Annotated in this window: 23 protein-coding genes and 2 tRNA genes; 17 read left to right on the plus strand and 8 right to left on the minus strand. The window is 68.7% G+C overall.

Going from position 1 to position 26,452, the window contains the following annotated elements; all coding sequences use genetic code 11:
• The first annotated feature begins 37 nt into the window (after positions 1-37).
• On the plus strand, positions 38-784 hold the full coding sequence (locus tag RIA68_11150) for a prepilin-type N-terminal cleavage/methylation domain-containing protein (protein ID MEQ8318001.1): 747 nt from the start codon (positions 38-40) through the stop codon (positions 782-784).
• Positions 785-872: 88 nt separating this feature from the next.
• Positions 873-946: transfer RNA gene (locus RIA68_11155), tRNA-Pro, on the plus strand.
• A 113-nt stretch (positions 947-1,059) separates the two neighbouring features.
• On the opposite strand, the gene RIA68_11160 is transcribed toward RIA68_11155, so the two are convergent.
• Entirely contained in the window at positions 1,060-1,482 is a 423-nt protein-coding gene (locus tag RIA68_11160; GenBank protein ID MEQ8318002.1) for a hypothetical protein, read from the minus strand.
• Positions 1,483-1,593: 111 nt separating this feature from the next.
• On the opposite strand from RIA68_11160, the gene RIA68_11165 reads away from it, so the two are divergent.
• Together RIA68_11165 and RIA68_11170 are read left to right on the plus strand one after the other, a co-directional pair.
• Positions 1,594-3,297, plus strand: coding sequence for a DUF885 family protein (locus RIA68_11165; protein MEQ8318003.1), 1,704 nt, complete (start codon positions 1,594-1,596; stop codon positions 3,295-3,297).
• Between the two features lie 3 nt (positions 3,298-3,300).
• Positions 3,301-3,717 (plus strand): VOC family protein, encoded by a 417-nt coding sequence (locus RIA68_11170; protein MEQ8318004.1) that lies wholly within the window; start codon positions 3,301-3,303, stop codon positions 3,715-3,717.
• 54 nt (positions 3,718-3,771) lie between these two features.
• On the opposite strand, the gene RIA68_11175 is transcribed toward RIA68_11170, so the two are convergent.
• On the minus strand, positions 3,772-5,052 hold the full coding sequence (locus RIA68_11175) for an NAD(P)/FAD-dependent oxidoreductase (GenBank protein MEQ8318005.1): 1,281 nt from the start codon (positions 5,050-5,052) through the stop codon (positions 3,772-3,774).
• A gap of 67 nt (positions 5,053-5,119) precedes the next feature.
• Between RIA68_11175 and RIA68_11180 the strand changes: the two genes are divergently transcribed.
• A complete protein-coding gene (locus RIA68_11180; protein ID MEQ8318006.1) occupies positions 5,120-6,538 on the plus strand; it encodes a GC-type dockerin domain-anchored protein in 1,419 nt (472 codons plus the stop codon).
• A gap of 4 nt (positions 6,539-6,542) precedes the next feature.
• On the opposite strand, the gene RIA68_11185 is transcribed toward RIA68_11180, so the two are convergent.
• A complete protein-coding gene (locus RIA68_11185; protein MEQ8318007.1) occupies positions 6,543-6,866 on the minus strand; it encodes a hypothetical protein in 324 nt (107 codons plus the stop codon).
• A 211-nt stretch (positions 6,867-7,077) separates the two neighbouring features.
• On the opposite strand from RIA68_11185, the gene RIA68_11190 reads away from it, so the two are divergent.
• From RIA68_11190 to RIA68_11215, 6 genes are all read left to right on the plus strand, one after another.
• On the plus strand, positions 7,078-8,010 hold the full coding sequence (locus RIA68_11190) for a DoxX family membrane protein (GenBank protein MEQ8318008.1): 933 nt from the start codon (positions 7,078-7,080) through the stop codon (positions 8,008-8,010).
• Between the two features lie 119 nt (positions 8,011-8,129).
• Complete coding sequence (locus tag RIA68_11195; GenBank protein MEQ8318009.1) at positions 8,130-8,525, plus strand: response regulator; 396 nt, start codon at positions 8,130-8,132, stop codon at positions 8,523-8,525.
• Between the two features lie 15 nt (positions 8,526-8,540).
• Complete coding sequence (locus tag RIA68_11200) at positions 8,541-8,861, plus strand: hypothetical protein (GenBank protein ID MEQ8318010.1); 321 nt, start codon at positions 8,541-8,543, stop codon at positions 8,859-8,861.
• Positions 8,862-8,903: 42 nt separating this feature from the next.
• The gene (locus tag RIA68_11205; protein ID MEQ8318011.1) at positions 8,904-10,385 is read left to right on the plus strand and encodes a bifunctional heptose 7-phosphate kinase/heptose 1-phosphate adenyltransferase; all 1,482 of its coding nucleotides are present in this window, start codon (positions 8,904-8,906) and stop codon (positions 10,383-10,385) included.
• Positions 10,382-10,807, plus strand: coding sequence for an ASCH domain-containing protein (locus RIA68_11210; GenBank protein ID MEQ8318012.1), 426 nt, complete (start codon positions 10,382-10,384; stop codon positions 10,805-10,807). Before RIA68_11205 ends, RIA68_11210 begins: the two co-directional genes overlap by 4 nt.
• A gap of 25 nt (positions 10,808-10,832) precedes the next feature.
• Complete coding sequence (locus tag RIA68_11215; protein ID MEQ8318013.1) at positions 10,833-12,758, plus strand: sodium:proton antiporter; 1,926 nt, start codon at positions 10,833-10,835, stop codon at positions 12,756-12,758.
• 52 nt (positions 12,759-12,810) lie between these two features.
• Here RIA68_11215 and RIA68_11220 read toward each other — a convergent pair whose 3' ends face one another.
• Entirely contained in the window at positions 12,811-13,185 is a 375-nt protein-coding gene (locus tag RIA68_11220) for an RNA-binding protein (GenBank protein MEQ8318014.1), read from the minus strand.
• A 253-nt stretch (positions 13,186-13,438) separates the two neighbouring features.
• On the opposite strand from RIA68_11220, the gene RIA68_11225 reads away from it, so the two are divergent.
• A tRNA-Gly gene (locus RIA68_11225) sits at positions 13,439-13,510 on the plus strand.
• Between the two features lie 56 nt (positions 13,511-13,566).
• Here the strand turns inward: RIA68_11225 and RIA68_11230 are convergent.
• The 3 genes from RIA68_11230 to RIA68_11240 form a co-directional block, all read right to left on the minus strand.
• Positions 13,567-13,995 carry a hypothetical protein gene (locus tag RIA68_11230; protein MEQ8318015.1) on the minus strand — a complete coding sequence of 143 codons (429 nt, stop codon included), beginning with the start codon at positions 13,993-13,995 and terminating at the stop codon, positions 13,567-13,569.
• Positions 13,996-14,015: 20 nt separating this feature from the next.
• Positions 14,016-15,770, minus strand: coding sequence for a right-handed parallel beta-helix repeat-containing protein (locus RIA68_11235; GenBank protein MEQ8318016.1), 1,755 nt, complete (start codon positions 15,768-15,770; stop codon positions 14,016-14,018).
• Positions 15,771-15,917: 147 nt separating this feature from the next.
• Complete coding sequence (locus RIA68_11240; GenBank protein ID MEQ8318017.1) at positions 15,918-17,204, minus strand: GC-type dockerin domain-anchored protein; 1,287 nt, start codon at positions 17,202-17,204, stop codon at positions 15,918-15,920.
• A gap of 233 nt (positions 17,205-17,437) precedes the next feature.
• Here RIA68_11240 and RIA68_11245 point away from each other — a divergent pair, with 233 nt between their 5' ends.
• Positions 17,438-18,298, plus strand: coding sequence for a DUF1559 domain-containing protein (locus RIA68_11245; protein MEQ8318018.1), 861 nt, complete (start codon positions 17,438-17,440; stop codon positions 18,296-18,298).
• Between the two features lie 89 nt (positions 18,299-18,387).
• On the opposite strand, the gene RIA68_11250 is transcribed toward RIA68_11245, so the two are convergent.
• Positions 18,388-19,089: a hypothetical protein gene (locus RIA68_11250; protein ID MEQ8318019.1), complete on the minus strand. Its 702-nt coding sequence runs from the start codon at positions 19,087-19,089 to the stop codon at positions 18,388-18,390.
• 306 nt (positions 19,090-19,395) lie between these two features.
• Here RIA68_11250 and RIA68_11255 point away from each other — a divergent pair, with 306 nt between their 5' ends.
• Genes RIA68_11255 through RIA68_11270 form a run of 4 tightly spaced genes read left to right on the plus strand, consistent with a single transcriptional unit; the run spans position 19,396 to position 26,448 of the window.
• Positions 19,396-20,430, plus strand: coding sequence for a DUF58 domain-containing protein (locus RIA68_11255; GenBank protein MEQ8318020.1), 1,035 nt, complete (start codon positions 19,396-19,398; stop codon positions 20,428-20,430).
• Positions 20,431-20,437: 7 nt separating this feature from the next.
• Entirely contained in the window at positions 20,438-22,807 is a 2,370-nt protein-coding gene (locus RIA68_11260; GenBank protein ID MEQ8318021.1) for a VWA domain-containing protein, read from the plus strand.
• On the plus strand, positions 22,808-25,222 hold the full coding sequence (locus RIA68_11265; protein ID MEQ8318022.1) for a hypothetical protein: 2,415 nt from the start codon (positions 22,808-22,810) through the stop codon (positions 25,220-25,222).
• Positions 25,223-25,248: 26 nt separating this feature from the next.
• Positions 25,249-26,448 carry a terpene cyclase/mutase family protein gene (locus RIA68_11270; protein ID MEQ8318023.1) on the plus strand — a complete coding sequence of 400 codons (1,200 nt, stop codon included), beginning with the start codon at positions 25,249-25,251 and terminating at the stop codon, positions 26,446-26,448.
• Positions 26,449-26,452 lie beyond the last annotated feature (4 nt).

The following is a 26,452-nucleotide window of genomic DNA, read 5'->3' on the forward strand; positions in this document are numbered from 1 at the left end:
CGGCAGGCCGGCAACGCACACGCGGGAGGGGTCGTCGATGTTTCACCTGAGGACGCACGGAGCGAGCGAGAGGCGTGGGTTCACGCTCATCGAGCTGCTGATCGTGATCTTGATCATCTCGGTACTCATTGCGGTGGGGCTGGCCGTCGGCACGCGGGTCATCGCGGGCGGCAAGACGAGCCAGACGCGCGACCTGCTCAAGACGCTCGACAACGTGCTCAACAGCTACGAGCAGGCGACCGATCGATCGCCGCCCGCATCGATCGTGGATCCACGCCTGGCCGAAGGAACGGTCACGGGCACGATCATCTACTTCCCCGTGGCCGACGCGGTGGACGAATCGACGGGCGTGCCGATCAACAGCGTGGGCTTGTTCCTGGCGGAGGCCCGGCGCGTCGCGGGCGTCTCGAACTTGCTCGAGGGATTGGATACCCGAAACTTCCGGGAGTTCGCGTACACCGCCAGCCCCGATCCGGCGCCCGGCGCCACCGAGCCGCTGCTGCCGACCGTGCTCGATGCCTGGGGCAACCCGATTCGATTCGTACACCCGGCCTTCCACGGCGTGCGGCGATCGGCCGAGGCCGTCGTCGACGTCCTGGGCCCCGTGCCGAGCCCGGGTACGGCGTACTTCCCGACGGACATTCGCCGCGACCCGGCCATGAGCGACGGCGACGGCGGGCTGACGACCAACAGCCGGCCGTACTTCTACTCGGCGGGCCCGGACGGCGACCCCTCGACGATCGAGGACAACGTCTACCTGGTAGAGCCCAAGATCCAGAACTGATCTGCGACAGATCCAGGACTGATCGGACCATCGGCTGGGGCGGTCCGGGTCGTCCCGGTCGGGGCGGCGGCGTACCATCACGGCCTTCCGGGGTGTAGCGCAGCTTGGTAGCGCGTCTCGTTCGGGACGAGAAGGTCGGAGGTTCGAATCCTCTCACCCCGATTGAAGCGGCAGGCCTCGTACCACGAGGCCTGCCGCTTTGCCATGGATGCAGAGCGACTGATTCCGAACACCAGGCACGTTGCTCGGGAGATTCGAGCAGGTCCCGCAAGGACTCAGCCTGGTACGACCCAGAAAACTGCCAAGGCAACCCAAACCAGGATCATTGTCCACATGAATACTCGTATTGCAAACTTCGTGGCGGGCACACGACGCGGTGGCACGACATCAACGATGAGCGGTTCAACGTCTGCTCGTTTGCAGAGCGCTCGTTCGCCTCTCCGTACGGCTTCAAGCCTTGCAAACATGTATCTCCTGCTGCCTTCGATCGAGATCAGAAAGAGGACGCTGAGGAGCGCAGCCCCAAGTGCGACCAGCCATCGATTCTCTTGAACAAGGTCCGCACCGATGACAGTTGCGATAGCCCCGTTGACGTACAGCGCCTGCTGCATCTTTCGCCACGTCAGGTTATCTTCGTGTTGATACAGATGGACTGCTTGCTCATACTGAGCGATCGCAATGCTCGTGGCATCTTCCATTTACGATCCTCCGTCCGTAGTCGCGAACCGTGTATGCCTTGATCTGCACGAGACAATGTATGCTTCCGCGCATGGCGACACTCCGCTTTTGCACGTGCATAAACTGTCGACATGCTCCACGCCATCCTCGCCGCCATTGCCCTGTTCTTTGCCGATCCCGATCCCTCGCTGCCCACCATGGCGGGGCTCATCGAGCGATACCGGGCCGATCTGGGCAGCGTTCGGCGGTTCCACGACACGCCGATGTCGCTCAACGCGATCGAGCAGTCCGAGGCGTTCAACCAGGCGTGGCTCGATCGGCTCGAGAAGGTCGACTTCGAGTCGCTCGACGTCGACGGTCGGGCCGAGCACGTGCTGCTGCGTGAGCACGTGCGCTTCGCGCTCGACGAGGCGAGGTATGACCGCGAGCAGCTCAAGGAGATCGAGCCGCTCGTACCGTTCGTCGAGCCGCTGGTGCTGATGCTCGAGGCGCGGCGGCAGCTCGAGCCCGTCGATCAGCGGCAGGCGGCCGAGACGCTCGACAAGCTCGCTGCAGAGATCGCCGAAGCCACCAAAGCGCTCGAAGCCGCCGAGAGCGAACGCGACCGCGTGCTCGCGCGGCGCGCCGCCATCCAGCTCGACCGGCTGGCGTGGTCGCTCCGCTCGTGGTTCAACTTCTACGACGGCTACGACCCGCTCTTCTCGTGGTGGTGCCGCGAGCCCTACGACGCTTGCTCGGCCGCGCTGCGCACGCACTCCGAGACGCTCCGCGAGAAGGTCGCCGGCATCACCGACGACGAGGACCCAGTCATCGGCGACCCCGTCGGTCGCGACGTGCTGCTCCGCATGCTCGAGCACGAGATGATTCCCTATTCTCCCGAGCAGCTCATCACGATCGCCGAGCGCGAATACGAGTGGTGCCTCGACCAGATGCTGCAAGCGACCGACGAGCTTGGCTTTGGGAAAGACTGGAAGGCGGCGCTCGAGCACGTCCGCGACCAGCACGTGCCGCCGGGCGAGCAGCCCGAGATGATCGCCGCAATGGTGCGCGAGGCCATCGCGTTCGTCGAGGACCGCGGCCTGATCACCGTGCCCGAACTGAACGCCGAGACCTGGCGGATGTCGATGATGTCGCCCGCGCGCCAGCAGGTGAGCCCCTACTTCCTGGGCGGCGAGACCATCATCGTCTCGTATCCCACCGATGCCATGGAGCACGCCGACAAGCTCGCCAGCATGCGCGGCAACAACCGCCACTTCTCCAGGGCCGTCGTGCACCACGAGATCATCCCCGGCCACGGCCTGCAGCGGTTCATGCTCGACCGCTATCGCACGCACCGCGGCATCTTCTACACGCCCTTCTGGCTCGAGGGCTGGGCGCTCTACTGGGAGATGCGGCTGTGGGACCTCGGCTTCGCGCAGGGGCCCGAAGACCGCATCGGCATGCTCTTCTGGCGCATGCATCGCTGCGCCCGCATCATCTTCAGCCTCCGCTTCCACCTGGGCGAGATGACGGCCGCCGAAGCCGTCGACTACCTCGTCGAGAACGTCGGCCACCTGCGACGAAACGCGACGGCCGAGGTGCGCCGCTCGGTCAACGGCGACTACCCGCCGCTGTACCAGGCCGCGTACATGCTCGGCGGGCTGCAGTTCATGGCGCTCTACGAGGAACTCGTCGTGAACGGCGACATGAACGAGCGCGACTTCCACGACGAGATCCTGCGGCATAACGCCATACCGGTCGAGATGGTCCGGGCCATCCTGCGCGGCGACGAGATCGACGCGGACCACGAGCCGTCGTGGTACTTCGCGGGCGACGTCGAGCCGAGGATACGCTGAGCCATGCCCCAGCCCTTCCACCTCGCCTTCCCCGTGCACGACCTCGACGCCGCCCGCGCGTTCTACGGCGGCCTGCTGGGGTGCCCCGAAGGCCGCAGCAGCGACCACTGGATCGACTTCGACCTCTACGGCCACCAGATCGTCGCGCACTTGTCGAGCGAAGCACGAGCCGCAGCCCCGACCAACGCCGTCGATGGCCACGACGTCCCCATCCCCCACTTCGGCGTCGTGCTCGAGATGGACGCGTGGAAGGCCCTGGCCGAGAAGCTGCGGGGCGAGAGCGTCGAGTTCGTGATCGAGCCCTACGTGCGCTTCGAGGGCCAGCCGGGCGAGCAGGCGACGATGTTCTTCCGCGATCCGTCGGGCAACGCACTGGAGTTCAAGGCGTTCGCGGATGCGTCGAAGCTGTTCGAGAAGTAGCGGCAACCCACCGGTTCTGATCGATGCCGTCAATGATGTCGTTCTGACGCGTGGTCATGGCTGAAGTAGCCCCGCTCCAGAGACGCTCGCAGCCACGCTCCGCCCCGCCAGCCACCCGCTCGCCCACGCCCACTGGAAGTTAAACCCGCCGATCCGGCCGTCGACGTCCAGGATCTCGCCGGCCAGCCACAGGTTCTCGCACGTGCGGCTGGCCATGGTCGCGGGGTTGATTTCGCCGAGCGGCACGCCGCCCGCCGTCACCTCGGCGTGCGCGAAGCCGCGGTCGCCCGAGATCTCGACCGGCGTTGCTGCGAGCAAGTGCGCCAACGCGCGCCGGCCATCGCGCGAGAGCTGGTTGCCCGGGGTCGCGGGATCGACGCCCGCGCGCTCGCAGAGCGCACGTGCCAATCGCTCGGGCAGGTGCTCGCGCACGTAGGTCAGCGGCGTGCGCTGCCCCAGGCCCTGCAGGTCGGCGTCGATCTGCTCGAACGGTCGATCGATCCAGCAGATGACCATCGACGCGCCCGGATCGTTGTGCCTTGCCGCAGTCAGGTAGCGCGAGGCATCCATCGGGGCCGGGCCGCTCAGGCCGAAGTGCGTGCACAGCAGGTCGTTCTCGAACCGCGCGAGCCGCTTGCCCGTGCCGCTGCGCACCTCGACGGCCGCCCGGCAGCTCACGCCGCTCAGCTCGGTGAGCCACGACGACCCGGGCCCGGCGATCAGCGGCACCAGCGCCGCGAACACCCGCGGCGTCACCGTGTGCCCGAGCCCTTGCACGAACCCGTAGCCCGCGCCGTCCGACCCGCTCCGCGGCAGGGCCATGCCGCCGGTGCACAGCACGAGCCGATCGCTCCGCAGCGTCTCGTCGCTGTCGGCGCGATGGATCACGAAGCCGTCGCCGTCGCGGTCGACGCCGGCCACCCGCCAGGGATGCACGAGATCGACGCCCAGGCGCCGCACCTCATCCAGCAACGCATCGAGCACGGTGCGCGCCTTGTCGGTGGTCGGGAACAGCTTACCCGTGTCCTCGCGCTTGAGCGTGACGCCGAGCTCTTCGAAGAAGGCGACGGTGTCGTCGACGCCGAAGCTACGGAGCACGCGGCGGATGGTGTTGCGCGACGTGCCGGCGTACTGCTTCTCGTCGACGGCGTAGTGCGTCACGTTGCACCGCCCGCCGCCCGCGACGAGGATCTTGACGCCCACCTTCTTCGACCCGTCGAGCAGCACGACGCGGCCGGCCTGCCCGGCCTCACCCAACGCCCGCCCTGCCGAGATCGCCGCCATCAGCCCGGCGGCCCCGGCGCCGATGATAGTGATGGTGGGGGGCGGGGGCATGGAGGAGGGTAGTTCCTCCGCCGCTCAACTCTTGCAACCAACGCACCCCGCCGTCAGAATAATCGGTATGCACACGCCATCCCTCGCCATCCTCACCCTGGGCCTGACGGCCGCGACCGTGCTCGCGCAATGCGACGGCGTGCGGCTGGCGCCTCCAACCGATCCTCCGCCGATCGAATTTGGAGCATCGGTTGCCAACGATGGCCGCTTCTGGTTCGTCGGTGACAACAACGCTCGCACGCTCTGCCCCGGCGACCCGTTCAATTGCAGCGCCGGGGCGGTGCACGTGTACGAGATGGTGGGCGGCCGGCTCGAGTTCTTCCAGACGCTCTCGCCACCCAATCCGGCCCTGGGCGACTTCTTCGGCACGAGCTTGGACGCGGACGCCGGCCGACTGATCGTGGGCACGATGAACTACCAGTGGCCCGGGACGTCTCGCCGGGGCGGCGCGTTCGTGTATGAGTACGAAGACGGCGCCTGGACCGAGACCGGCCGATTGATCCCGCCCGAGACGGTCGATCCGTTGCTCTGGCGCCTCCTGGGCGTCCAGGTTGCCATCGATGGCGACATGGCCATGCTGACGCCCCTGGAGTCCACCGAGAACATGGTCTTCAGGTATCGCCTGACGGCCTCCGGGTGGGAGTACGCGGAGCACTTCGCGGCACCCAATGGGGGACCGGTCGACGCAGTCTTTGGTCACGGATACGAGATTCTCCCAGACTGGGTGTTCATCAGCGCGCCCTGGGACAGCTCGGTTGTCTTTCGAGGCGGCTCGGTGTACGCCTATCGGCGCCTGCCCGATGGCTCGCTGGAGTTTGCACAGAGGCTGACCGGAGATGATGCACCGGGTGGAGCCTTACGAAACAATTTCTTTGGCGCGTCTATGTCGGTTGATGATGGGCGCCTTGCCATCGGAGTGCCAAGCGCAACCCGTGATGTTGCGGAACAGGGTTCGGTGCAGATATACGACCTCAACGATGGTCGATGGCAGTTTTCTGAAGAAGTTGTTCACGAGCATGCGGAAGAGTTGGATCAACTCGGATATTCGGCATCGCTCCACGGCAACCTGCTCGTCGCGAGCGCAACGGGCGACGGTGCCCCTGGCACCCCGGGCAGCGGCTACGCGTTCAGGCGCGGGCCCGATGGGCAATGGCGCCAGGCGGCCTGGCTCGTCCCGCAGCCGCCGGTCCGCACGCGACAGTTTGGCTACGTCATGGCCTCGGACGGCCGGCACGCCCTTTTCGGCGCGCGCGAAGACGAGCTTCCCAGCCGCGAGCGGCCTGGCGCTGCCTACCTCTTCGATTTGACCTGCACCGACTGTCCCCCCGACCTCGACGCCGACGGCGCCCTCACCATCTTCGACTTCCTGACCTTCCTCAACCTGTTCGAAGACAGGAGTAGCGAGGCCGACTTCGACGGCGATGGCGAGCTGACCATCTTCGACTTCCTGGCGTTCCAGACCGCCTTCGACGCCGGCTGCGCGTAGCGGCTCAGAATATCGCCCACAGCGCGATGACCGCCGCCACGAGCACGCCGACGGCGATGGCCCAGATCGGGGGGCCGCTGCGCTTGCCGCCGGGGCCGACGCTGGCCTGGCAGTGCCAGCACACGGTCGCGTCGTCGTAGAGCTCGGTGCCGCAGCGCCAGCAGGTCTGGGTGACGCCGCTGAAGCGGTCGAGGTCGTCGTCGCTGGGGCCGTCGTCCGGCAGGCCGTACTCGGGCGCGCGTTCGAGGACGTCGCCTCGCCGGGCCGACGCCCGCTTGGCGATGGCCGAGTCTGGCATGTCGTCCAGCGGACCGTCGGCGCGGGGCATGCCCGATGGTACCACCCGTACGCGTGCCTTCCGAGGCGGCACGACAGGGCACGCGGGCTTCTCCCAACAAGCTCTCGGGCGGGGCGAATTCGCGGCGCGTTCTCCCGTTGACGCCCGTTTCGCGTCCATATGGTCGTGGATTCGCCGGAGCGTCGATAGACAGCAGCGGGTCGCGCATCACCACGAGCCGACGCCCCCAAGGAGGTTGACCATGGCCCACGCGCCCCATCTCACCGCCCGCCAGCGGACCGCCCTGAGCGTGCCCCCGCTGCTGCTCAGGCTGGTGCTCGCCATCATCTTCATCTGGGCGGGCTACACCAAGATCTTCGGCTTCATGGAAGTGACCGACGAGAACCGCGCGGCCCTCGTCGCCGCCGGCGTGCTCCAGGCGTCGACCGAAGCACCCGTGGACGAGACGCCGATCGACGAGCCGGTCGATCCGCCGGCGGACGAGCCGTCCTCCGAGCCAGCATCCGAGCCCGACCCGCTCGACGAGCCTGCGGGCGATCCGGCGGGCGATCCGGCGGGTGATCCGGCGGGTGATCCGGCATCGGATCCCGCCGACGAACCCGCAGGCGAGCCCGATCCGACCGAGCCGGTCGAAGATCCGGCCTTAGCCCTGGTTCCCACGCCCGGCATCACGCTGGTCGCACAGTCTTCGCCCGAACGCGTTCGCAAGCTCAACGGGCTGGCCATGCTGGTGTACGCCGCGGCCAACCCCGAGCCCACGCTGGCCGACGACGAGGACGGCACGCTCGAGGCCCAGCGGCCCATGCCCCTGTGGCCGTCGGCCATCGGCTCTCCACCGTGGCCGGTCGTCTTCGCTCGGGCGGCCGCGTGGACCGAACTGATCGCCGGCGTGCTGTTGCTGGTCGGGCTGTTCACCAGGCTGGGCGGGCTCTCGATCGCCGGCATCATGGGCGTGGCCATGTGGCTCACGCAGATCGGCCCGGCCCTGCAAAGCGGCGATACCTGGCTCGGCTTCCTGCCCATGAACGACCCGATGGACCCGGCGAGCTACACCAAGATCCTGTACCAGCTTGCCTTGCTGGCGATGGGGCTGGCTCTCCTGTTCTCGGGCCCGGGCATGCTGTCGATCGACCGCTGGATCTTCGGCAAGAGCGTCGCAGACGACGACGACTGACCCGGGCGAACCCCGAATCCGGGGAACAGGTCTCCGATCCAAAGCGAAGCTTCTGGGAGCCGGGCCGCGTGAGACCGCGGCCCCCCTATGCTGCGCCCCTTCGACCGGAGGCCCCCGCGATGAGCACCACTGACACCTCCGCCCTGCAGGACGCGACCATCCTCATCGTCGACGACGACAAGGACGTGCTCCTGGCCATGGAGACCGCCTTCAAGGCCGAGGGCGCCACGACCCACACGGCTGGCGACGGCAACACCGCCATCGAACTGACCCAGGAGGCCAAGCCCGACCTGGTCGTGCTCGACATGATGCTGCCGGCCCGCTCGGGCTTCCTGGCCCTTGAGAAGATCAAGGGCAACGCCGACAGCCCGCTGGTGATCATGGTGACCGCCAACGACGGCAAGCGGCACCAGGCCTACGCGCAGTCGCTGGGCGTCGACGGCTACCTCATCAAGCCCGTGCCGCTCGGCCAGCTCATGGAGACCGCCGCCGAGCTCCTGGCGAGCCGCAAGTAAGGGGACCCCGGCCGGATGCCCAAGCGTCAGATCGTCATCGTGTCGTCCGAGCCCGCCGACGAGGGGCTGCCGCCCCTGGGCACCATCGATGAGGTGTCCAGCGCCCTGGCCGACTTCAACACGGCGCCGGACGGCTCGGAGCGCAGCGCCTCGGCCGGCACGGTCGTGCTGCACGGGCCGGGGCTGGTGGTCGAGCTGCCCATGGGCCTCGATCGCGTGACGCAGGGCCTCGTCACGCTCATCGACGAGGACGTCGCGTGGCCGGTGCTCATGCGGCTGGTGAAAAACCTGCCCTGGAAGCTGCTGGACCTGGAGACGGGCCGCAGCTTCGGCTAGCGAGTCCGCACACCCCGCCGCCGGCGTTCCTAAACTCACCGAGTGGACACCTTACTCGCCGCACTCGCGAACTGGAAGCCCTTCACGGCGTTGGTCCTGGGCGACTTCATGCTCGACCAGCAGCTCTACGGCGACGCCGAGCGGCTGAGTGCCGACGCGCCGGTTCCCGTCCTGCGCGTCACGCGTCAAGAAGCCATGCCCGGCGGCGCCGGCAACCTGGCCGAAGACTTGGTCGCCCTCGGGGGAACGGTGAAGGTCTTCGGCGTGGCGGGCGACGACGCCGAGGGCGCGATGCTGCGTGACCGGCTCTCGGCCGCCGGCATCGAGACCGAAGGACTCATCACCGACGCGGCGCGCCCGACCACGGTGAAGCGCAACCTCATCGGCCTGGCCCAACACCGCCACCCGCAGAAGATGTTCCGCGTCGACTTCGAGTCCCGCGACGCGCTGCCCGAGGGCGTGTCCGAGCGATTGCTTGCCGCACTGGACGCGGCGCTCGCCGACGCCGACGTGCTGTGCCTCGAGGACTACGACAAGGGCGTGTGCGACGAGGCGACGTGCCGGGCCGCCATCGAGCTTGCGCATGCCCACGGCGTGCCGCTGCTGGTCGATCCGGCGTCGCGCGATGACTTTGCCCGCTACCACGGCTGCACGTCGATCACCCCCAACCGGAGCGAGGCCGAACGTGCGACGGGCCGGCGCCACGCCATGAACTCGGCCGCACAGCGCCAGGAGCTGGCGCGAGAGCTGTCGGGCTCTCTGGACTGCGAAGCGGTGGTACTCACGCTCGACAAGGACGGCGCGCTGCTGCTGGAGCGCGATGCCGAGCCGCTGACCATCCCCACCGTCGCGCGTGAGGTCTACGACGTGACGGGCGCGGGCGACATGATGCTCGCCGGACTCGCCGCCGCACGCGCGAACGGACTGTCGTGGCCCGACTCGGTGCGCTTCGCCAACGCCGCGGCCGGCCTCGAGGTCCAGATCTTCGGCGTGAAGCCCATCCCGCTGGCCGATGTGCACCGGGAGCTGCTGCGGCAGGCCGGGCGCTTGACCGGCAAGCTGCGCACGCTCGACGAGGTCCGAGCCGAGGTGGCCAGCGTCCGACGCAACGGCGGCACGGTCGTGTTCACCAACGGGTGCTTCGACGTCTTGCACGCCGGGCACGTGACGCTGCTGGAAAAGGCCGCGACGTTTGGCGACTTCCTCGTCGTCGGGCTGAACAGCGACGACTCGGTCCGCCGACTGAAGGGCGAGGGCCGCCCGGTGCACGCCGGACTCGATCGGGCGCGCGTGCTCGGTGCGCTCGAGCCCGTGGGCGCGGTCGTCTTCTTCGAGGATGACACGCCCATCGACGTGATCGAGGCGCTCACGCCCGACGTGCTGGTAAAGGGCGCCGACTACGCGGGCAAGGAGGTCGTTGGCCAGCGGGCGGTCGAAGACGCGGGCGGTCGCGTCGAGCTCGTTGATCTCGTGCAAGGCCTCAGCACGACGGCGGCCCTGTCGCGCATGGGTGCCGAGCGGTGAGCCCACGGGCCCGCGCCGCGGCAAGGGCCACGGAGCACGTCGCCATCGTGCACCCGTGGGTCATCGATGCCCTGCTGGCGGGCCAAAAGACCATCGAGAGCAGATTCTCGCGCGACAAGCGTCCGCCGTTCGGCCGCATCAAGAAGGGCCACTGCGTGTACTTTCGCGCCACCGGCGGCGGGTACGAGGCCCGGGCTCGGGCCAGCCGCGTGCAGTGCCTCGAAGACCTGACGCCGCGACTCGTGGACCAGATCGCGGCCGACCACCGCGACCGCATCGGCGGCGACGACGCGTACTGGGAGGGCGTCCGCGAGGCGCGCTGCGTCACGCTCGTCCACCTGACCGGCTGCGAGGCGGTCAGCCGCGGGCCTTCCCTCGATCGCCAGCGGGGCGACCGCCGGGCCTGGTTCGTGCTGGAGTAGGGCGGCGGCGGTACAGTGGCAGCCGATGGAAGCTCATGGGGCCGTCCAAAGCCTGGCGTTGGCCTTCGGTGCGGGCGCGCTCGTCACGCTCGTGAGCGATCGCGTCCGCCAGCCGGCCATCCTCTTCCTGCTGCTGATCGGCTTTGCCCTGGGCGTCAACGGCCTCGGGCTCGTGAACGGCGACGCGCTGGGCACGTCGGGCTTGCTGGCGATCGTGTCGGTCTCGGTCGGCCTGCTGGTGTTCGAGGGGGGGCTGGGGCTCGACCGCGCCACCATTGCGCGCGCTCCGGGCGCGGTGCGCGGCCTGCTCACCATCGCCGTGCTGGTCAGCTGGGCCCTTACCGCTCTGCTGGCGCACTTCCTCGTTGACTTACCGCTGGACCTCTCGATCTTGCTCGGCGCGATGCTCGTGGTGACCGGGCCGACCGTCATCGCTCCCATCCTGCGACGCACGCCGCTGAGCCCGCGGCTGCACGCGACCCTGAAGGCCGAGAGCATATTGATCGATCCGATCGGCGTCGTCGCGGCGGTCTCGACGCTCGAAATCGTTCGATTGGCGATCGAGCAACCAGGAGAAACGAACGCCGCCGGCGTGCTCGTGCAGTTCCTGTTGCCGGCCGGCACGGGGGTGGGCCTGGGCATCGCCTCGGGGTACGCCGCCGCCCGCGTGCTGCGCATCATCAACGGCGATCGCAAGAGCGATACGCAGACCATCGTGCTCCTGGGCCTGTCTGCGTGCATGATCTCGTTCGGGCTCGCCGAGGCGGTCGCCAGCGAGGCCGGCCTAGTCGCCGCGACCCTGAGCGGGCTGGTGCTGGCCAATGCCGCACGGCCGAGCGCAGAGTCGATGCGTCGATACAAGGAGACGACCGCGATCATGCTCGTGGGCGCCCTGTTCATCCTGCTCGCGTCTCGCGTGCAGCTTGGCAGGCTGGTCGACGTGTCGTGGCAGGAGGTCGTGTTCGTCGCGGCGATGGTGCTGGTCGTGCGGCCGCTGTCGGTCATCGCGGGCACCATCGGCACGGGGCTGACGTACCGCGAGCGCGCCTACGCCGCGCTCATTGCGCCGCGCGGCATCGTTGCGATCTCGCTGGGCGCCATCGTGGCCATCGAGATGACCCGCACGGCCGCGAACGTCGTGGAGAGCCGGCCGAGCCTGGAGGCCGACGCCAAGCAGCTCGAGACGCTCGTCGTCCTGGTTATTGTGGTGACGGTGACGCTCGCGGGGCTGACCTCGGGCCCGCTGGCCAAGCTGCTGCGTGTGCAAGCGGGCCGACCCAACGGCGTGATCATCGTGGGCGCCCATCGGCTGGGTCGAGACGTCGCCGCCCACCTGCGGGCCGTGGGCGTGCCGGTGCGGGTGGTCGACACGAATGCGGCGAACATCGCGGCCGCCGCGGGCGAGGGCATCTCGACCAGCATGGGCAGCGCCACCGACATCCGCTGGATGGACCAGGAGGTCGCCTCGACGGGCTTCGGCAACGTCTTGGCGCTCTCGGACAACGGCGAGGTTGACGGCGCCGTGGCGCGGTGGGCGGCCCAGCGCTTCGGCGTCGCCCAGGTGCTCCAGTGGCGGCGCGACAAGCCCGAGCCGGCGACCAAGGGCCACCCGCAGGCGGGCACGGCGCTCAAGTGGGGCCGGCCGCTGCGGCACATGTTGTTCCAGATGGATGCTGGGCTGGCGCGCGTCGCGACCTGGGAAGGCGAGCGTATGGGAGCGGTCGCGCTCATCGGCGTCGACGACACCAGCCAGGTGCACCTGATCGACGACGGCGACGTCGAGAAGGCCTTCCCCAACGGCGTGCCCGACGGCCTGCACTTCATCGGCGTCGAAACCGGACCCGCGCAGAAGCCGCCGGTCAAAACCGAAGGCGATGAGGCCCCGACGCCTGACGCGATCGAACAGGCGGGCGTCGACGAACCCGGAGACGACAACGCGGGCGAGGCCTGAGGACCCCGCCCGCGCGATTGGCTATCGGTACATTGGATGATGCCAGGCCGGCTTACCAGCCGCCGCGGCCACCACCGCCGCCACCGCCCCGGCGATCACCACCGCCGAAGCCACCACCACCGCCGCCGCCGCCGAAGCCGCGACCACCACGGCCGCCGCCGAAGCCGCCGCCGCCACCACCGGCGTTGGCGCGTGGCCGCGCCTCGTTCACGGTGAGGGGCCGGCCGTCCATGGGCGTGCCGTGCAGGTTCTCGATGGCCTTGTGGCCGTCCTCGTCGTTCATCTCGACGAAGCCAAAGCCGCGGCTGCGGCCGGTCTCACGGTCCATGACCACGCTGGCCGACTGGACCTCTCCGAAGGGGGAAAATGTCTCGGCGAGCTCGCTGTCGCCCGTGCTGTACGGCAGGTTGCCGACGTAAATCCGCATGACTGTGCGATCCTTCTGCAATCGTGCCCGGGAACGGTTCACTGGCTTGCTTCCAGGCGAGCCCGCCCCGGGCCCGGGCGTCGCCTGTCGATGCGGGCTATCCCGCACTTAGGGAGAGATTGTACCAAAAGTCGAGGGCCGAAGCGAGCCCATTTTCGCACCCGGGCATCCGAATCTGGCCGGCAGGCCTGTCCGGGCGCACGCCGCGGCGTGTTGACGCCCCCCGGGATGGTCGATATCCTTGAGGCCGCTTGCGGGTGTAGCTCAGCGGTAGAGCGTCACGTTGCCAACGTGAATGTCGACGGTTCGAATCCGTTCACCCGCTTTGGATCGCCACCAACACGAAACGCCGTTCCCGAGATGGGAGCGGCGTTTCTTCGTTCAGGGCGACCCTCGCAGCCCCTCGCCCGCGCCGGCGACCACACCGATCAGGAGCAGGACCGCGAAGGCGGCCACGGCCACGCCAAAGAGCCGGAGGTGTCGGTACACGGTCGGCATGACGCGTTGTGCGAACCGATGGTGCCATCGCCAGGGCACGCAGCACAGCAGGACTGCCGTGACGACGATGGTCCAGCCGACGACCCGGAACACCAACGGCTGCCACATCGACGGCGCGTGCAACACGAGCGCAACTCCGAAGACCAGTCGAAATGCCTGCTCGGCGAAGTGCGTGCGCGCCGACGATGCGAACGCCTCGAAGAAGCGTCGCACTCGGTCCGGGGCCGCGAACGTCGCAACCGAGATCGCAAGGAACCCGATTGCACTGGCGACCACGACGATCGCGGCTGAGAGTCTGATCGCGTCGGCCACGTTCCCAGCCTACGCGCTGCTCACCCGTCGCAGCCGGCCTCGAACTCGGTCTGGAACAGCAGGAAGTCGAAGATGGTCAGGACGCCGTCGCCGTCGAAGTCGGCCTGGAGATCGCCCAGGCCGAACAGCCCGCTGAAAGCCAGGTAGTCGAACAGCGTGAGGGCTCCGTCGCCGTCGAGGTCGGCCCGGCAGCCGTCACAATCGGGCGCAACCGGGTCGAACCAGACGATGCCCAGCCCCGGCTCGTCGCGGCCGTCGTAGATGCGGCCGCCAATGGCCAGGGGCACGCTCGTGCCCCAGCAGACGCCCGTGGCGTCGATGTCGACCGGGCTGGCGTGGTAGATGTCGTCGCCGAGCTGGGCGGTGTTGTTCGTGAAGGTGTTGACCAGGCCATTGCTTCCGGCGAAGCTGAACAGCGAGACGTCGTCGTCGATGTTGGTGGTGTAGACGGCCCCGCCAAGGCGGGCGATGTTGCCCTCGAAGGTGTTGCCGACGAAGACGACCGAGTCGTGGTCGTCCGAGTCGATGAAGCCGACGGCGCCGCCGGCACCCGCGGTGATGTTCTGGATGAATCGGTTGTTGGTGAAGGTGATGTCGCTCTCGCCGCGGAAGAAGCGGACGGCCCCGCCGTCGGTCGTGGACGAGTTGCCTTCGAAGTCGCAGTCCTCGACGTCGACCACGCCGAACGACAGCGTCATGGCGCCGCCGCGACCGGCACGGTTGTCAACGAACTCGCACCGCCGCATCGTGAGCGTCCTGTCATCGAAGCCGAGGTAGCCGCCCGCCGATCGCTCGGCCAAGTTATCCATGAACACGCAATCCTCGATGATTAGATCAGCATTGAAATCCATTGCTCCGCCGCTACGACCCGCCAAGTTGCCGACAAACTCGCAGCCTGAGATTCGCGTAGTTTGGCCGTAGGCAAGACCGTTGAGACCACCGGCATCGAAGTCTGCCGAGTTGAAGTAGAAACGACAGTCAACGAAGTCGGCTTGCGGGCCAGCATATGACATGCCACCCCCGCTCGATGAAGGGCCACCCCCGATGCCGTTTCGCACGAACGTGCATCGCACGATTCGATCACGTGGCACGGAGGAAGGGTCGGCGACGAGCGAGTTGATGAAGGCTCCTTGTCCGTTCTCCTCGAATGTACAGTCTTCCAGCAGATGCCCGGCGCCCCCGCGAATGCCGAGACCAAAGCCCGTAGAGCCCGATACTTCCACGCTCCGCATGCGTACTTGCTTCATCGTCGGACGCAACTCAGCAGAGATGCCCAGGCCAAACGGATCTTGCGGCCCAACGACGATCACGGACTCGAAATACGGCGTCGAATCAATCATGGAGATTGGCGCTTCAGCTTGCCACACGTAGGCGAATCGGATGATTGAGCCGTCAAGAAACTCTTCGGCTATGGAGAATTCCGCGTCCCTCGCGTTCGGCGTGAACAGGACTCCGCCCCACGGCTGGTCGGGATCGTGGGCCCGCAAGTCGACGCGTGCAAACTCCTCGCCGAAGGCCTGCAGCGTGCCAATGTCACCGTCCGCATCGCCGCCGATGATCAGCCGCGTCCCGGCCATCCCTTCGACCCGCACGCCGCCCTCGATGGTCAGCGTGGCCCCGCCGGCCACCTCGACGTCGCCCGTGAGCACAAAGGGATTGCCGCTGATCCGCCAGACCGTGTCGGTCTCGATCCGGCCTTCTACGAACGTCTGTGCGTGGGCGGACACAATGATCGAGAACCACGCGACGAGCGAGACGAGAGCTTGGAGACGCATGCGGACCTCCTGGAATGTTCGGCTTGTGCTCGATGCCGTCGCGATCCAGCATACCGCAAACGCGATTGCCATGCAAGGACATGTGCGCGGCGCACGGAAAAGCCCGGGCGTGCGCCCGGGCCACGTTCGATCAGGGCATGCCTTGGATCAGGGGCAGCCGGCGTCGAACTCGTTCTGGAACGCCAGGAAGTCGAACAGGCTTAGGCTGCCATCGCCGTCGAAGTCGGCGGCCAGGTCGCCGGCGTCGAACAGGTTCTGGAACGAAAGGAAGTCGAAGATCGTCAGCGAACCATCGCCGTCGATGTCCGCCCGGCAGGTATCGCCGTCGACGTCAACGAAGAAGATGGTGTTCAGGCCGTCGAAGTCCTTGTCGCGGATGAAGTAGATGCGGCTGCTGTCGGCCGACCAGCGGATGTCGCCGTACCCGCCGTTGACGTCTGCAAAGACGGGAAGATCTGGCGTCAGGTTGCGCAGGTCGGTTCCGTCGATGTTGACCACGTAGAGCGCGTCGACAGTGTCGACGTCGATGTCGCCGCTAAAGGCAACCATGGTGCCATCGGGCGAGACGGCCAGGCCGTCGATGTCCTGGGCCTCTGAGCTCAACGGCACGATGACCTCGACCTCGACGTCGCCGGGCGTCGTGGGGATCTTGATCAGGCTCTCGGGGCCATCAAAGTCGAAGTGCGCCGTGCATACGAAGTACTGGTCATCGGACGTCAGCTCCCCATCGACGATCTGAAAGAAGTCCGGCGTGTTCGTAGGCGTGATGAACTGCGGGTCGAAGCTCGAGCCATCGGTCGGCAGCACGCCGAGCACCTGGGGCTGGGGGCCACCCTCGAACTGGCTGCCGTAGACGACCGTCGAGCCATCGCTGGTCACGTCCCACTGGAACTGGTCGATGTCGACGCCCAGCGGCGTGATGCCGAAGATGTCGAAGCTTCCGTCGGTGAGGGCGTTGAAGATGCCGTCGCTGCTCTCGTCGTTGAGGTAGATCAGCTCGGTGCCGCCCTTGATGAGCACGCCGTCACCGGCGATGCCGGTGCCGTCGGTGATCTGGAGCTGGTCGCCGCCGTCGATGGGCAGGCGGAACCACTCGTTGCTGGGGTTGCCGATGGTCTGGTCGCCCTTGAAGTAGACGAAGTCGACGCCGACGATCGGCGCCTCGTCGACGTCGTTGTGAAGGGTCGGGTCGTTCCAGATCTCGGCGGTGCCACCACCGATGGGAATGCGGTACAGGTGGTCGCCGCTGACGCCGTCGTCGACCGAGCCGACGAAGAAGATGAACTGGCCATCGAGCGAAAGCGTAAACGCGTCGACGTCGCCCGTGGTAACGGCCGGGGCGATGGGCACCTCGGTGCCCTCCTGCGCAAGGGCCGCAGTCGTGGCTGACAGCGCGAAGCCGGCGATGAGCGTGATGTTGCGAGTGCTTGGCATGGGAATCTCTCCGTTCTCAGATCGAGGGGTCTGGCATGGACTCAGAAAAGGCTGGTAGAACGTAGAAACCCGGCCGATTCGCTTCGTCAATGCGCAGCCAAGTACGAGTCAAGACCCCGTGAAGAGTGCGCGAACACCGCAACACGCGGGCGACGCTGGTTCGCTGCGAAGGAATCATGCGTACCGACGACACACGACTCGTGCACAATCTCCAACCCGACGAGGCCATACGCATGACTCACGCCAGGCGCGCCTTCACGCTCATCGAACTGCTCGTCGTCATCGCGATCATCGCGCTGCTCATCGGCATCCTGCTCCCTTCGCTCGGCGCGGCGCGCGAGGCCGCGAAGAAGGTCCAGTGCCAATCGCAGATGCGGCAGATCATGACGGCCTGGACCGCCTACACGCTCGACTACAACGAGTACCACCACGGAAGCCGCCAGAACTACTCGACCCGCATGGAAGAACGCGGCGGCCGCGGCTCGCAGATCAATTTCCTGCTGCCCTACTACGAGGATTACGAGACTCCTGGGGCATCGAGTGATCTGGGCAAGTACGGCTATTGGGGCGCGCTCTACGACGAATACCTCGGCGTCGAAGTCGAAGAGTCGATGTTCGATCAGAGCGTCGGCATCGGCAACCGTTCCCAGCTTGCGGGCTGGGACGTCTGGGCATGCCCGAGCGCCAAGCTCATCGATCGCTACGGCATCACCGGCCGGGGCGCCGAGGGCAATTTCGACTACGCGACTTTCTGCTTCAACGGCGTGTTCCGCGGTGGCCCGGGTACCGATGCGGCGCTCTGGAAGGCCGGCGGCTACAACGACCCAAGGCCGAAGCGCGTGACCGAGGTCAACAACCCCTCGAAACTCATCGTGTTCATGGATGGCTACGAGCAGATGATCGACGGCAACGGCGATACGCTCAACGACCTCTACCAGCACGGCCCCGAGAAGGATGCCGAGTACTTTCGCCACGGCCATAGCTGCAACGCGTGCTGGCTTGATGGGCACGTCTCAGACATTCCCAAGGAGGACCTGCCCAACACGCTGCCCTGGTACACGGGCCAGCCCGATCCGGACCGCGGACCGCGATAGAGCTCGAGCCGACCACGAACGCAAAGGGGACCGACCTCGTTCGAGGACGGTCCCCTTGTGATCAAGAATGTTGATGCATTCGAGGTCGCTCAGGACATGCGGCGGCGCCGCACGGCGACGAGGCCAAGGCCCGCCATCGCCAGGCCCGCGCTGCCGGGCAGCGGGATGGTGATAAACAGGAAGTCCTGCGTGCCGCGGGAGTTCGAGCCGTCGCTGTTGAAGGTGACCCAGCCGCGGCCGACGTGGCCCGCAAAGCCGGGGAAGCGGTGCTGGTCGGTGAGGATGGCAAAGTCCTTGGCCATCGCATCGGACTGCTGGTAGAAGTTGAAGGTCGTGCCCTCGAGCAGGTCGCCGTTGCCGGCCATGGCCGTCATGACGCCGCTGTTGGACGCGAAGCTCTCGGCCGTCCAGCCGTTGGACTCGGTGTTGACGCCCATGGCCAGCGTGAAGTCGAGCCGGAACATGCCCTCGCCGAAGGCATAGCCGCTGCCGCTGTCCTGGCCGCCGTAGACCTTGCCCGAGATGTTGATGGCGTCGGCGTTGCCGTCGCCGGTGGTGTCCAGGATCTTCATGACGACCCGGGCACCGTTCTCCTCGAACGAGAAGGTGGTGGTGCCGCCGGCGCCGAAGCCCTCAAACATGTTGTCGAGCCGCAGGCCGTATCCCGGCGGCCTCGCGTGGCCGTCGGGGTGGTCGCCCAGAGCCGACTGGAAGAGGACCACGGGGTCCGCCATGGCGGCGCCGGCGAGCGCGAAGCCCGTCAGCACGCCGAACATCGAAGCCTTGTTCATCGAAAACTCCCTCCTACACGGTGACAGCCCCGCGCTGGAGGCAGTCCAGCCCGTCCGAGGCGGTGTGGTACGTCGATCAGACCGCGCGACGCGTGCGCGATCTGATGAGGGCGAAGATACCCCGGATCGCGCGCCCATCAAGCACGCGCTTCGACAACCCGATGCAAAAACAGCACTTGCGCGTTATGGGGACGCACGCGGAAACCACTATGCCGCCCAGGCTTCCCCGAGTGACACCACGTTCTCGGCCCCGACCGCGGGCACGATCGTGCAATTCGCCGCCGCGAAGGCCCGATACCATCGGCCGTGGCGGAGGCACCCAGCACAACACCGACGGCAACGCCCACCCCGATGCCGCACACGCCGCGGTCCGAGCGGGTCGACCCGACGCTCTACCTGCACCCCGCGACGCTGGCCCGCCTGGGCAGCCTCGAGCTGCGGGCCAAGATGATCGTCGAGGGCGTCATGAGCGGGGCCCACCGCAGCCCCTACCAGGGCCAGAGCGTCGAGTTCGCCCAGCACCGCCAGTACGTCGCCGGCGACGACCTGCGCCACCTCGACTGGAAGGTCTACGGCCGCAGCGACAAGCTCTACCTGAAGCAGTACCAGCAGGAGACCAACCTCGACCTGGTGGTGCTGGTCGATGCCAGCGGCTCGATGACGTACGGCAGCCGATCGTTCTCCGACGCGGCTGCCTCGGGCGACTCGACCGGGCCGAGCGGCCAGACCAACTGGCGGAAGATCGACCACGCCACGGCCCTCGCCGCCGCGCTCAGCTACGTCACGCTCCGCCAGGGCGACCGCGTCGGGCTGTACACCTTCGCCGACGGCATCCTCGGCGGCGTCGAGCGTTCCAGTAGTCAGGGGAGCTGGCGTCGAATCGTGGCGGCGCTCGCGCAGGCACCCGTCGACGGCGAGGCCGACTTCGCCCGCGTCTTTGATCAGGTGCTGGGCAAGCTCACGAACAAGTGCCTGCTCGTCGTCCTCAGCGACTTCTTCACCGAGCCGGCCGTGCTCGAAGCGGCGTGGGCCCGCGCCAAGCACCGGGGACACGACGCCATCGCCTTCCAGGTGCTCGACCAGAGCGAGACCGACTTTGCCTTCAAGGATCCGGCCCCCTTCCTGGGGCTCGAGGGCGAGGGCAAGCTCCGCGTTGACCCGCGGGCCCTGCGCCCGGCATACCTCGAAGCGATGGCCGAGCACACCCGCGCCGTCGACCGCGGCCTCAGGCGCGTCGGCTTCGACTTCCATCGGCTGAGCACGCACGACTGGCTCGGCCCGCCGCTGGCCGCCTACGCCGCGCGTCGCGAGAGCCTGCTCAAGCGGAGCAAGATGGGGTGAGCGCCGCATGAGCTTCGTCAATCCGCTCATCCTGGCGGCCGGGCTCGCGGCCATCGCGATCCCCATCGCCATCCACCTGCTCATGCGCCGGCGGCGCCAGCCGACCCCCTGGGCCGCGATGCGGTTCCTGATGGAGGCCATCCGCAAGCGCCGCCGCCGGCTGCAGCTCGAACGCCTGCTGCTGCTGGCGGTGCGGTGCCTGCTGGTCGCCGCCATCGCGCTGGCCCTCGGTCGCCCGACCATCCGAGGGCTCGCCGGAGACTCGCCCTTCGGGTCGGCCTCCGTCACGCTGGCGATCGTCATCGACGACTCCATCGCCTCGGGCACGCCCGACGCCGATGGCACGACCGCGCTTGATCGCCACCGCGCCATGGCCGTCGAGCTGCTCGAGAGCCTGCGGCCCGAGCGCGGCGATCGCGCGATGCTCATCCCGGCATCGGGACCGCTCTCTGGCCCGACCGATGCGCCGGTGCTCGCGAGCCTCGAACCCACGAGCGACCTGGGCACGCTCAGCCAGTTCCTGGAGGACCTCGCGCCCACCGATGCCGCAGCCGACGTGGCCGGTGCGCTCACGCTCGTCGGCGAGCAGCTCTCCGCCGCCGGCCAGGACGAGGCAGGCGGCCGATGGGTCGTCGCGGTGCTCGGCGACGGCGTGGCGGGCGTGTTCTCAGACGACGCCACCGGCGCAGTCGCCGCCGAACGCGGCGAGGGGCGCGGCCCGGACGTCGCCGTGCTTGCCAGCGATCCGACGCTCGCGGGAGCCGGGCCTGCGGGTGACGCGGGCATCGCAGCGCTCACGCCCGTGCGTCCGGTGCTGGTGGTGGGCCAGGGCGAGGCTGTCGCCGTCGGAGCGCCAGCACGCGTGACCGTCGGCCGCTCGGGCGCGGGGCTCGACGAAGAAGCGAGCGTGCTCGTCCGGCTGCGCTTCGTCGACGACGGCGGACCGGGACCGTGGAGCGAGGCGACCGCGCGGCTGCGACCCGGCGAGCGTACGGCTTCGGTGGTGCTCGACGCCCAGGTCATCGGCCGGCCGCGCGGGCTCGCGTGGCTCGAGGCGCGCGTGGGCACCGATCAGGCGGACCTCGGCGTGCCGGGCAACGACGCGGCCGTCGCGAGCATTGCGTTGCGGCGCCAGCTTACCGTGGCCATCATCGATACGCCGCCCGCCCCGGGCGAGACCGGACGGGCGCTCGACCCCGAGGACCCGGCCGCGTGGCTGCGCGCGGCGCTCGCGCCCGACGCGTTGGGCGAGGACGATCCGCTGGCCGACATCGCCGCGACCACCATCGACCCGTCGGTCGTCGACACGCCTCGGCTCGCGCGCGCCGACGCGGCGTTTGTGCTCGCGCCCGCCGAGGTGCGCGAGAGCGGCTGGCGGGCGCTGGCCGGCTTCGCCCGCGCGGGCGGGCTCGTCGCCGTGTTCCCCGATGCCTCCAGCTCGCTCGCACCGTGGAGCGACTCATTCGCACGGGCCTTCGACCTGCCGTGGAGCATCGGGCCCGAGGCCGTCGCCCACGAGCAGCCCTTATCGCTGGCGCGCAACGCGGGCGACGATCCGCTGGGCCTGCTGCGGCTGATCGAGGGCGAACTCGAGGCACTGCTGCGACCCGTCACGGTGGTGCGCCACGTGCCGCTGGCGATCGAGCCCGGCGGCGTCGGCGGCAGCCTGCTGACCATGAGCGACGGCTCGCCCGCGGCGCTCGTATCGCGGCCCGGCGGCACGGGCGGCGACGGCCTCGTCGTCGTGTTCGCCGTTCCGATGGCCGCGAGCTGGACCGACCTGCCCGCACGGCCCGTCATGGTGCCGCTGGCACAAGAGCTCGCGCGCGCGGGCGTGGGCCTGGCCGTCGGCTCGCGGCCCTCCACCGCCGGCGCCCGCCCGAACGCGCCGGCGCTCGCGGCCCAGCTCCGCCCGGGCTGGACGCTCGCGGCCGGCGGCTCGATCGCGCCCGCGACGGTGGACGACGAGGGACGCGCCAGCCGACCGCTGCGGCGAGCCGGCCCGTGGCTCGCGCTCGACTCGGCCGGCCGGCCTGTCGGCGTGGTGGCCGTCGCGCCCGACCACCGTGGAGCCGCGCGCGAGCGCCTGGAGCGCAGCCGCGTGCGAGAGATCATCGCCGAGGGCCTGGCCGTCGACCTCTCCGACGACGAGGCGCTCGCGTGGCTCGATCGCCCGGGCGGCGCGAGCGAAGACGCCGTCGCGCCGGCCGACGCCATGGCGCGGACCGAGCCGAGCCTGGCGCTCGGCGCGATCCTGCTGGGCGTCGCGCTGCTGCTCGCCGCCATCGAGGCCGTCCTGGCGCGCCTCTTCAGCCACGCCCAGGTGACCGGCGCCGTCAGCGGCCTGGCAACCGGCAGCACGCGGGAGGCGGCCTAGATGCATGCGCTGCTGGCACGCGCGACCGCCACGCCCGACGGGCTGGCCAGCCGGCTCTTCTCGCTGCGCGAGCTGGGCTTCGGGCAGGACGGCGTGACGCTCGGCTTCGACCGGCCGCTGCCCACGTGGGGCTGGGCGCTCGTCGTCATCGCGTGCGTCCTCGTCGGCTGGTGGGGCTACCGCAAGCTCGAAGGACCGAAGACGGCTCGGTCGGTGCTCGCGGGCATCCGCGCCGCGCTCATCCTGCTCTTGGTCGTCTTGGCGTGCGGCCCAAGGCTGGAGCGCACGAGCGAACGGCTCGAACCCGACTGGGTCCTGGTGCTCGTCGATCGCTCGGTCTCGATGCGCGTTGCCGACGCGCCCATCGCGGTGGCTGGTACGTCGCGCGCGACGCGAGACCAGCAGGTCCGTGCGTTGCTCGAGCGGCACGGGGCCATGTTCGCCGAGATCGCTACTGATCGTGAACTCGTCTGGCTGGGCTTCGATGCCGCGGCCTTCGACCTGCGTGCGCGATCGGGTGACGAGCAAGTCGAGCCTGGTCCACCCGAGCTGCCAGAGGCCGACGGACGGCGAACTGCGCTGGGCTCGGCCATCACCGGAGCGCTGACGCGCGCTGCTGCGCGACCGCTGTCGGCGGTCGTCGTCTTCAGCGACGGCCGGTCGATCGACGCGCCGTCGGCGGCCGTGGTCCGGCGGCTCGTGGGCGAGCGCGTGCCCGTGCACGTCGTACCCATCGGCAGCCCCGAGGCGGCGACCGACGTCGCGCTCGTGCAGGCCGTCGCGCCCGAGGCTGCCTTCGCGGGCGACCAGGCGCCGGTGCGCGTACGCATCGATCGACGCGGGCCGGCCGGTGGCTCGTCGGGCGTGCTTCGGCTCGTCGACCGCGCGACGGACGAGGTCATCGACGAGGTCCGCATCGGTGCCGGCGACGAGCGATGGAGCGACGACGAGATCGAGCTCACGCTCGTCGCGAGCGACCTGCAGGCCGGTGAGACCGACTGGCAGGTGCGCTTCGTGCCCGACGAGCCCGACCTGCTGGCCGAGAACGACTCGGCCGACCTGAGCGTTCGCGTCGTGGACCGGGCGCTCCGCGTGCTCTACATCGACGGCAGCCCAAGGTGGGAGCGGCGATACCTCACCAGCATGCTGCTGCGCGAACCCAGCGTGCGGAGCAGCTCGCTGCTGCTCGCCGCACGCCGCAGCTTCATCGAAGAAGGCAACGTCACCATCGGCTTCCCGCCCACCAGCGACGAGGAATGGGCCGAGTACGACGTGGTCGTGGTGGGAGACGTGCGATCGGGCCTGTTCAGCGCCGAGCAGCTCGACCAGCTCCGCGAGCACGTGGCCAGTCGCGGCGCGGGCCTGCTCTGGGTGGGCGGTATTGCGAACACGCCGGCAAGCTGGCGCGGCACGCCGCTCGAAAACCTGCTGCCCTTCCGCATGGACCAGGGTGCGGGCGTGTCGGACTCGAGCCGCCCGGTCGTGCTCGAGCGCACGCCGTCGGGCGAGCGGCTCGGCGTGTTGCGGCTCGACGAGAGCCTCACGACGTGGCCCGACTATCTGAGCGACCCACAGACCGGCTGGAACCGGCTGTGGTGGAGCCAGCGCATCGACGACGCCGCGCTCAAGCCGACCGCCGAGGTGCTCGCGCGATTCGTGCCGGTCGAGGGCGTCGGGCCGGCGTTGCCGGCGGTGCTGACCATGCCCTACGGCTCGGGCCGCGTGGTGTACGTCGCGACCGACGAGATCTGGCGGTTTCGCTACGGGCGCGGTGAGCCGCTGTTCGAGCGCTTCTACCTGCCGCTGGTGCGCATGCAGGCGCGCGGTCGGCTCGCGCGGACCGGGGCCGAGGCGGCCCTGAGCGTGTCGCCAAGGCCCGCGCTCGTCGAACGGCCGGCGCGCGTGGAGGTCCGCCTGCTCGATCAATCGCTGGTCGACCGCCGGCTGCCGGCCGTGCGCGCGCAGGTGCGTCCGATCGGCGAGGGCGCGCAGGCCGCCGCGCCGCAGTCGCTCACGCTGGGCATCGAGGACACGGGCGCCCGCCGATCGCTCTCGCAGGGCTACGCCGCCTCGTGGCTGCCGACCGAGCCGGGCACGTACGAGATCATCGTGGACGAGCCGCTGCTGGCTCCGCTGGGCCTGCGCATCGAGGTGGACGTCCTGGCCGATAGCGACGAGCTGCGCGACCCGATGGCCGACCACGACCTGCTCGCATCGCTGGCCGAGCAGACCGGCGGACGCGTGCTGGGCATCGACACGCTAGGCGAGCTGCCCGGAGCCCTGCCGCGGCGTGAGGTGGTGATTGCCGGGCAGCCGCAGCTCGAACCGCTGTGGGATCGCCCGGTGGTGCTGATCGTGCTGCTGCTGCTGCTGGCCGGCGAGTGGGTCGGCCGGCGGTTGATTCGATTGATCTGAGGATCTCGGGGGATGGAGGAAGCACCATGAAGGCGCGCAGAATCGTCGCGGTCGTTGCTGGAGTGTTCGCCTGTGCCTCGGCCGCACAGGCGCAGACCGGCGGCCAGCCGAGCCCCGAGAGACTCGCACAAGCTCGTGAGATGCGCGACAAGGCCGTCGAATACCTGCTCGACCAGCAGGACGCCGGCACCGGCGGCTGGAGCGTGCGCCCGGACGGCCCGAACCTGCCGGCCATTACGGGCCTCGTGCTGATGGGCATGACCGCCGACGACGCGCTGCCCACGCGCGACGAGGCCACGAAGCGCGCGGTCGACCGGGGCTATGCGTTCCTCTACGGCTACCAGCAGGGTGACGGCGGCATCTACGACCAGATCCTGCCGCAGTACAACACTGCCATCTCGCTGGCGGCGCTCTCGCGGCTTGACACGCAGCGGGCGCGTAGCGCCTCGCGCGACGCCCTGGCCTTCCTCCGCACGCTGCAATACAGCGAGGACAACGCGAACCCCGAGCTGCGCGTCAGCCGCTCGCACCCCTTCTACGGCGGCATCGGCTACGGCGGAAGCGGGCGACCCGACAACAGCAACATGCACATGTTCATGATGGCGCTCGAAGAGGCCGGCGTGCCCAGCGACGACCCGGCGGTGCAGCGCGCCCTGGTCTTCCTGCAGCGCACGCAGATGGACGGCCGCGTGAACGAGATGGACTACGCCGAGGGCTCGCGACAGGGCGGGTTCATCTATGCCACGAGCCCCAGCGGCGAGCAGATCGGCGTGGGCGAGAGCAAGGCCGGCACGATCGAGGAAACGCTGAGCGACGACACGACCGCCAGCCGCTTGCGTGCCTACGGCTCGATGAGCTACGCGGGCTTCAAGAGCTACGTCTACGCGGACCTGCCGCGCGACGACGTGCGGGTCACGGCGGCGCGAAAGTGGATCGGCGAGAACTACACGCTCGAAGAGAACCCCGGCATCGGCACCGACGGATACTACTACTTCATCCTCACGTTCTCGCGCGCCCTGGATGCCTTCGGCGAACCCACGCTCGAAGTCGTCGCCGACGATCGCTCGACGCGTCGTGCGAACTGGGCCGACGACCTGATCGCCCAGCTCGCCACCCTGCAGAACGACGACGGCTCGTTCCGCTCGGTCGACGACCGCTGGATGGAGAACAACCCCGTGCTGATCACCGCGTACACGCTGATCGCGCTCGGCGAGGTGATCGACTGAACAG

The organism is Phycisphaerales bacterium, assembly GCA_040217175.1.
In the GTDB taxonomy this organism is placed as follows: Bacteria; Planctomycetota; Phycisphaerae; order Phycisphaerales; family UBA1924; genus JAHCJI01.

Excerpts from the sequence above, each read along its gene's own strand:
- RIA68_11270 (MEQ8318023.1), top strand. The coding sequence starts at position 25,249 with ATGAAGGCGCGCAGAATCGTCGCGGTCGTTGCTGGAGTGTTCGCCTGT.
- RIA68_11200 (MEQ8318010.1), top strand. The coding sequence starts at position 8,541 with ATGCCCAAGCGTCAGATCGTCATCGTGTCGTCCGAGCCCGCCGACGAG.
- RIA68_11160 (MEQ8318002.1), bottom strand. The coding sequence starts at position 1,482 with ATGGAAGATGCCACGAGCATTGCGATCGCTCAGTATGAGCAAGCAGTC.
- RIA68_11180 (MEQ8318006.1), top strand. The coding sequence starts at position 5,120 with ATGCACACGCCATCCCTCGCCATCCTCACCCTGGGCCTGACGGCCGCG.
- RIA68_11220 (MEQ8318014.1), bottom strand. The coding sequence starts at position 13,185 with ATGCGGATTTACGTCGGCAACCTGCCGTACAGCACGGGCGACAGCGAG.
- RIA68_11175 (MEQ8318005.1), bottom strand. The coding sequence starts at position 5,052 with ATGCCCCCGCCCCCCACCATCACTATCATCGGCGCCGGGGCCGCCGGG.
- RIA68_11170 (MEQ8318004.1), top strand. The coding sequence starts at position 3,301 with ATGCCCCAGCCCTTCCACCTCGCCTTCCCCGTGCACGACCTCGACGCC.
- RIA68_11165 (MEQ8318003.1), top strand. The coding sequence starts at position 1,594 with ATGCTCCACGCCATCCTCGCCGCCATTGCCCTGTTCTTTGCCGATCCC.
- RIA68_11245 (MEQ8318018.1), top strand. The coding sequence starts at position 17,438 with ATGACTCACGCCAGGCGCGCCTTCACGCTCATCGAACTGCTCGTCGTC.
- RIA68_11240 (MEQ8318017.1), bottom strand. The coding sequence starts at position 17,204 with ATGCCAAGCACTCGCAACATCACGCTCATCGCCGGCTTCGCGCTGTCA.
- RIA68_11150 (MEQ8318001.1), top strand. The coding sequence starts at position 38 with ATGTTTCACCTGAGGACGCACGGAGCGAGCGAGAGGCGTGGGTTCACG.
- RIA68_11185 (MEQ8318007.1), bottom strand. The coding sequence starts at position 6,866 with ATGCCCCGCGCCGACGGTCCGCTGGACGACATGCCAGACTCGGCCATC.
- RIA68_11195 (MEQ8318009.1), top strand. The coding sequence starts at position 8,130 with ATGAGCACCACTGACACCTCCGCCCTGCAGGACGCGACCATCCTCATC.
- RIA68_11265 (MEQ8318022.1), top strand. The coding sequence starts at position 22,808 with ATGCATGCGCTGCTGGCACGCGCGACCGCCACGCCCGACGGGCTGGCC.
- RIA68_11260 (MEQ8318021.1), top strand. The coding sequence starts at position 20,438 with ATGAGCTTCGTCAATCCGCTCATCCTGGCGGCCGGGCTCGCGGCCATC.
- RIA68_11215 (MEQ8318013.1), top strand. The coding sequence starts at position 10,833 with ATGGAAGCTCATGGGGCCGTCCAAAGCCTGGCGTTGGCCTTCGGTGCG.
- RIA68_11250 (MEQ8318019.1), bottom strand. The coding sequence starts at position 19,089 with ATGAACAAGGCTTCGATGTTCGGCGTGCTGACGGGCTTCGCGCTCGCC.
- RIA68_11190 (MEQ8318008.1), top strand. The coding sequence starts at position 7,078 with ATGGCCCACGCGCCCCATCTCACCGCCCGCCAGCGGACCGCCCTGAGC.
- RIA68_11235 (MEQ8318016.1), bottom strand. The coding sequence starts at position 15,770 with ATGCGTCTCCAAGCTCTCGTCTCGCTCGTCGCGTGGTTCTCGATCATT.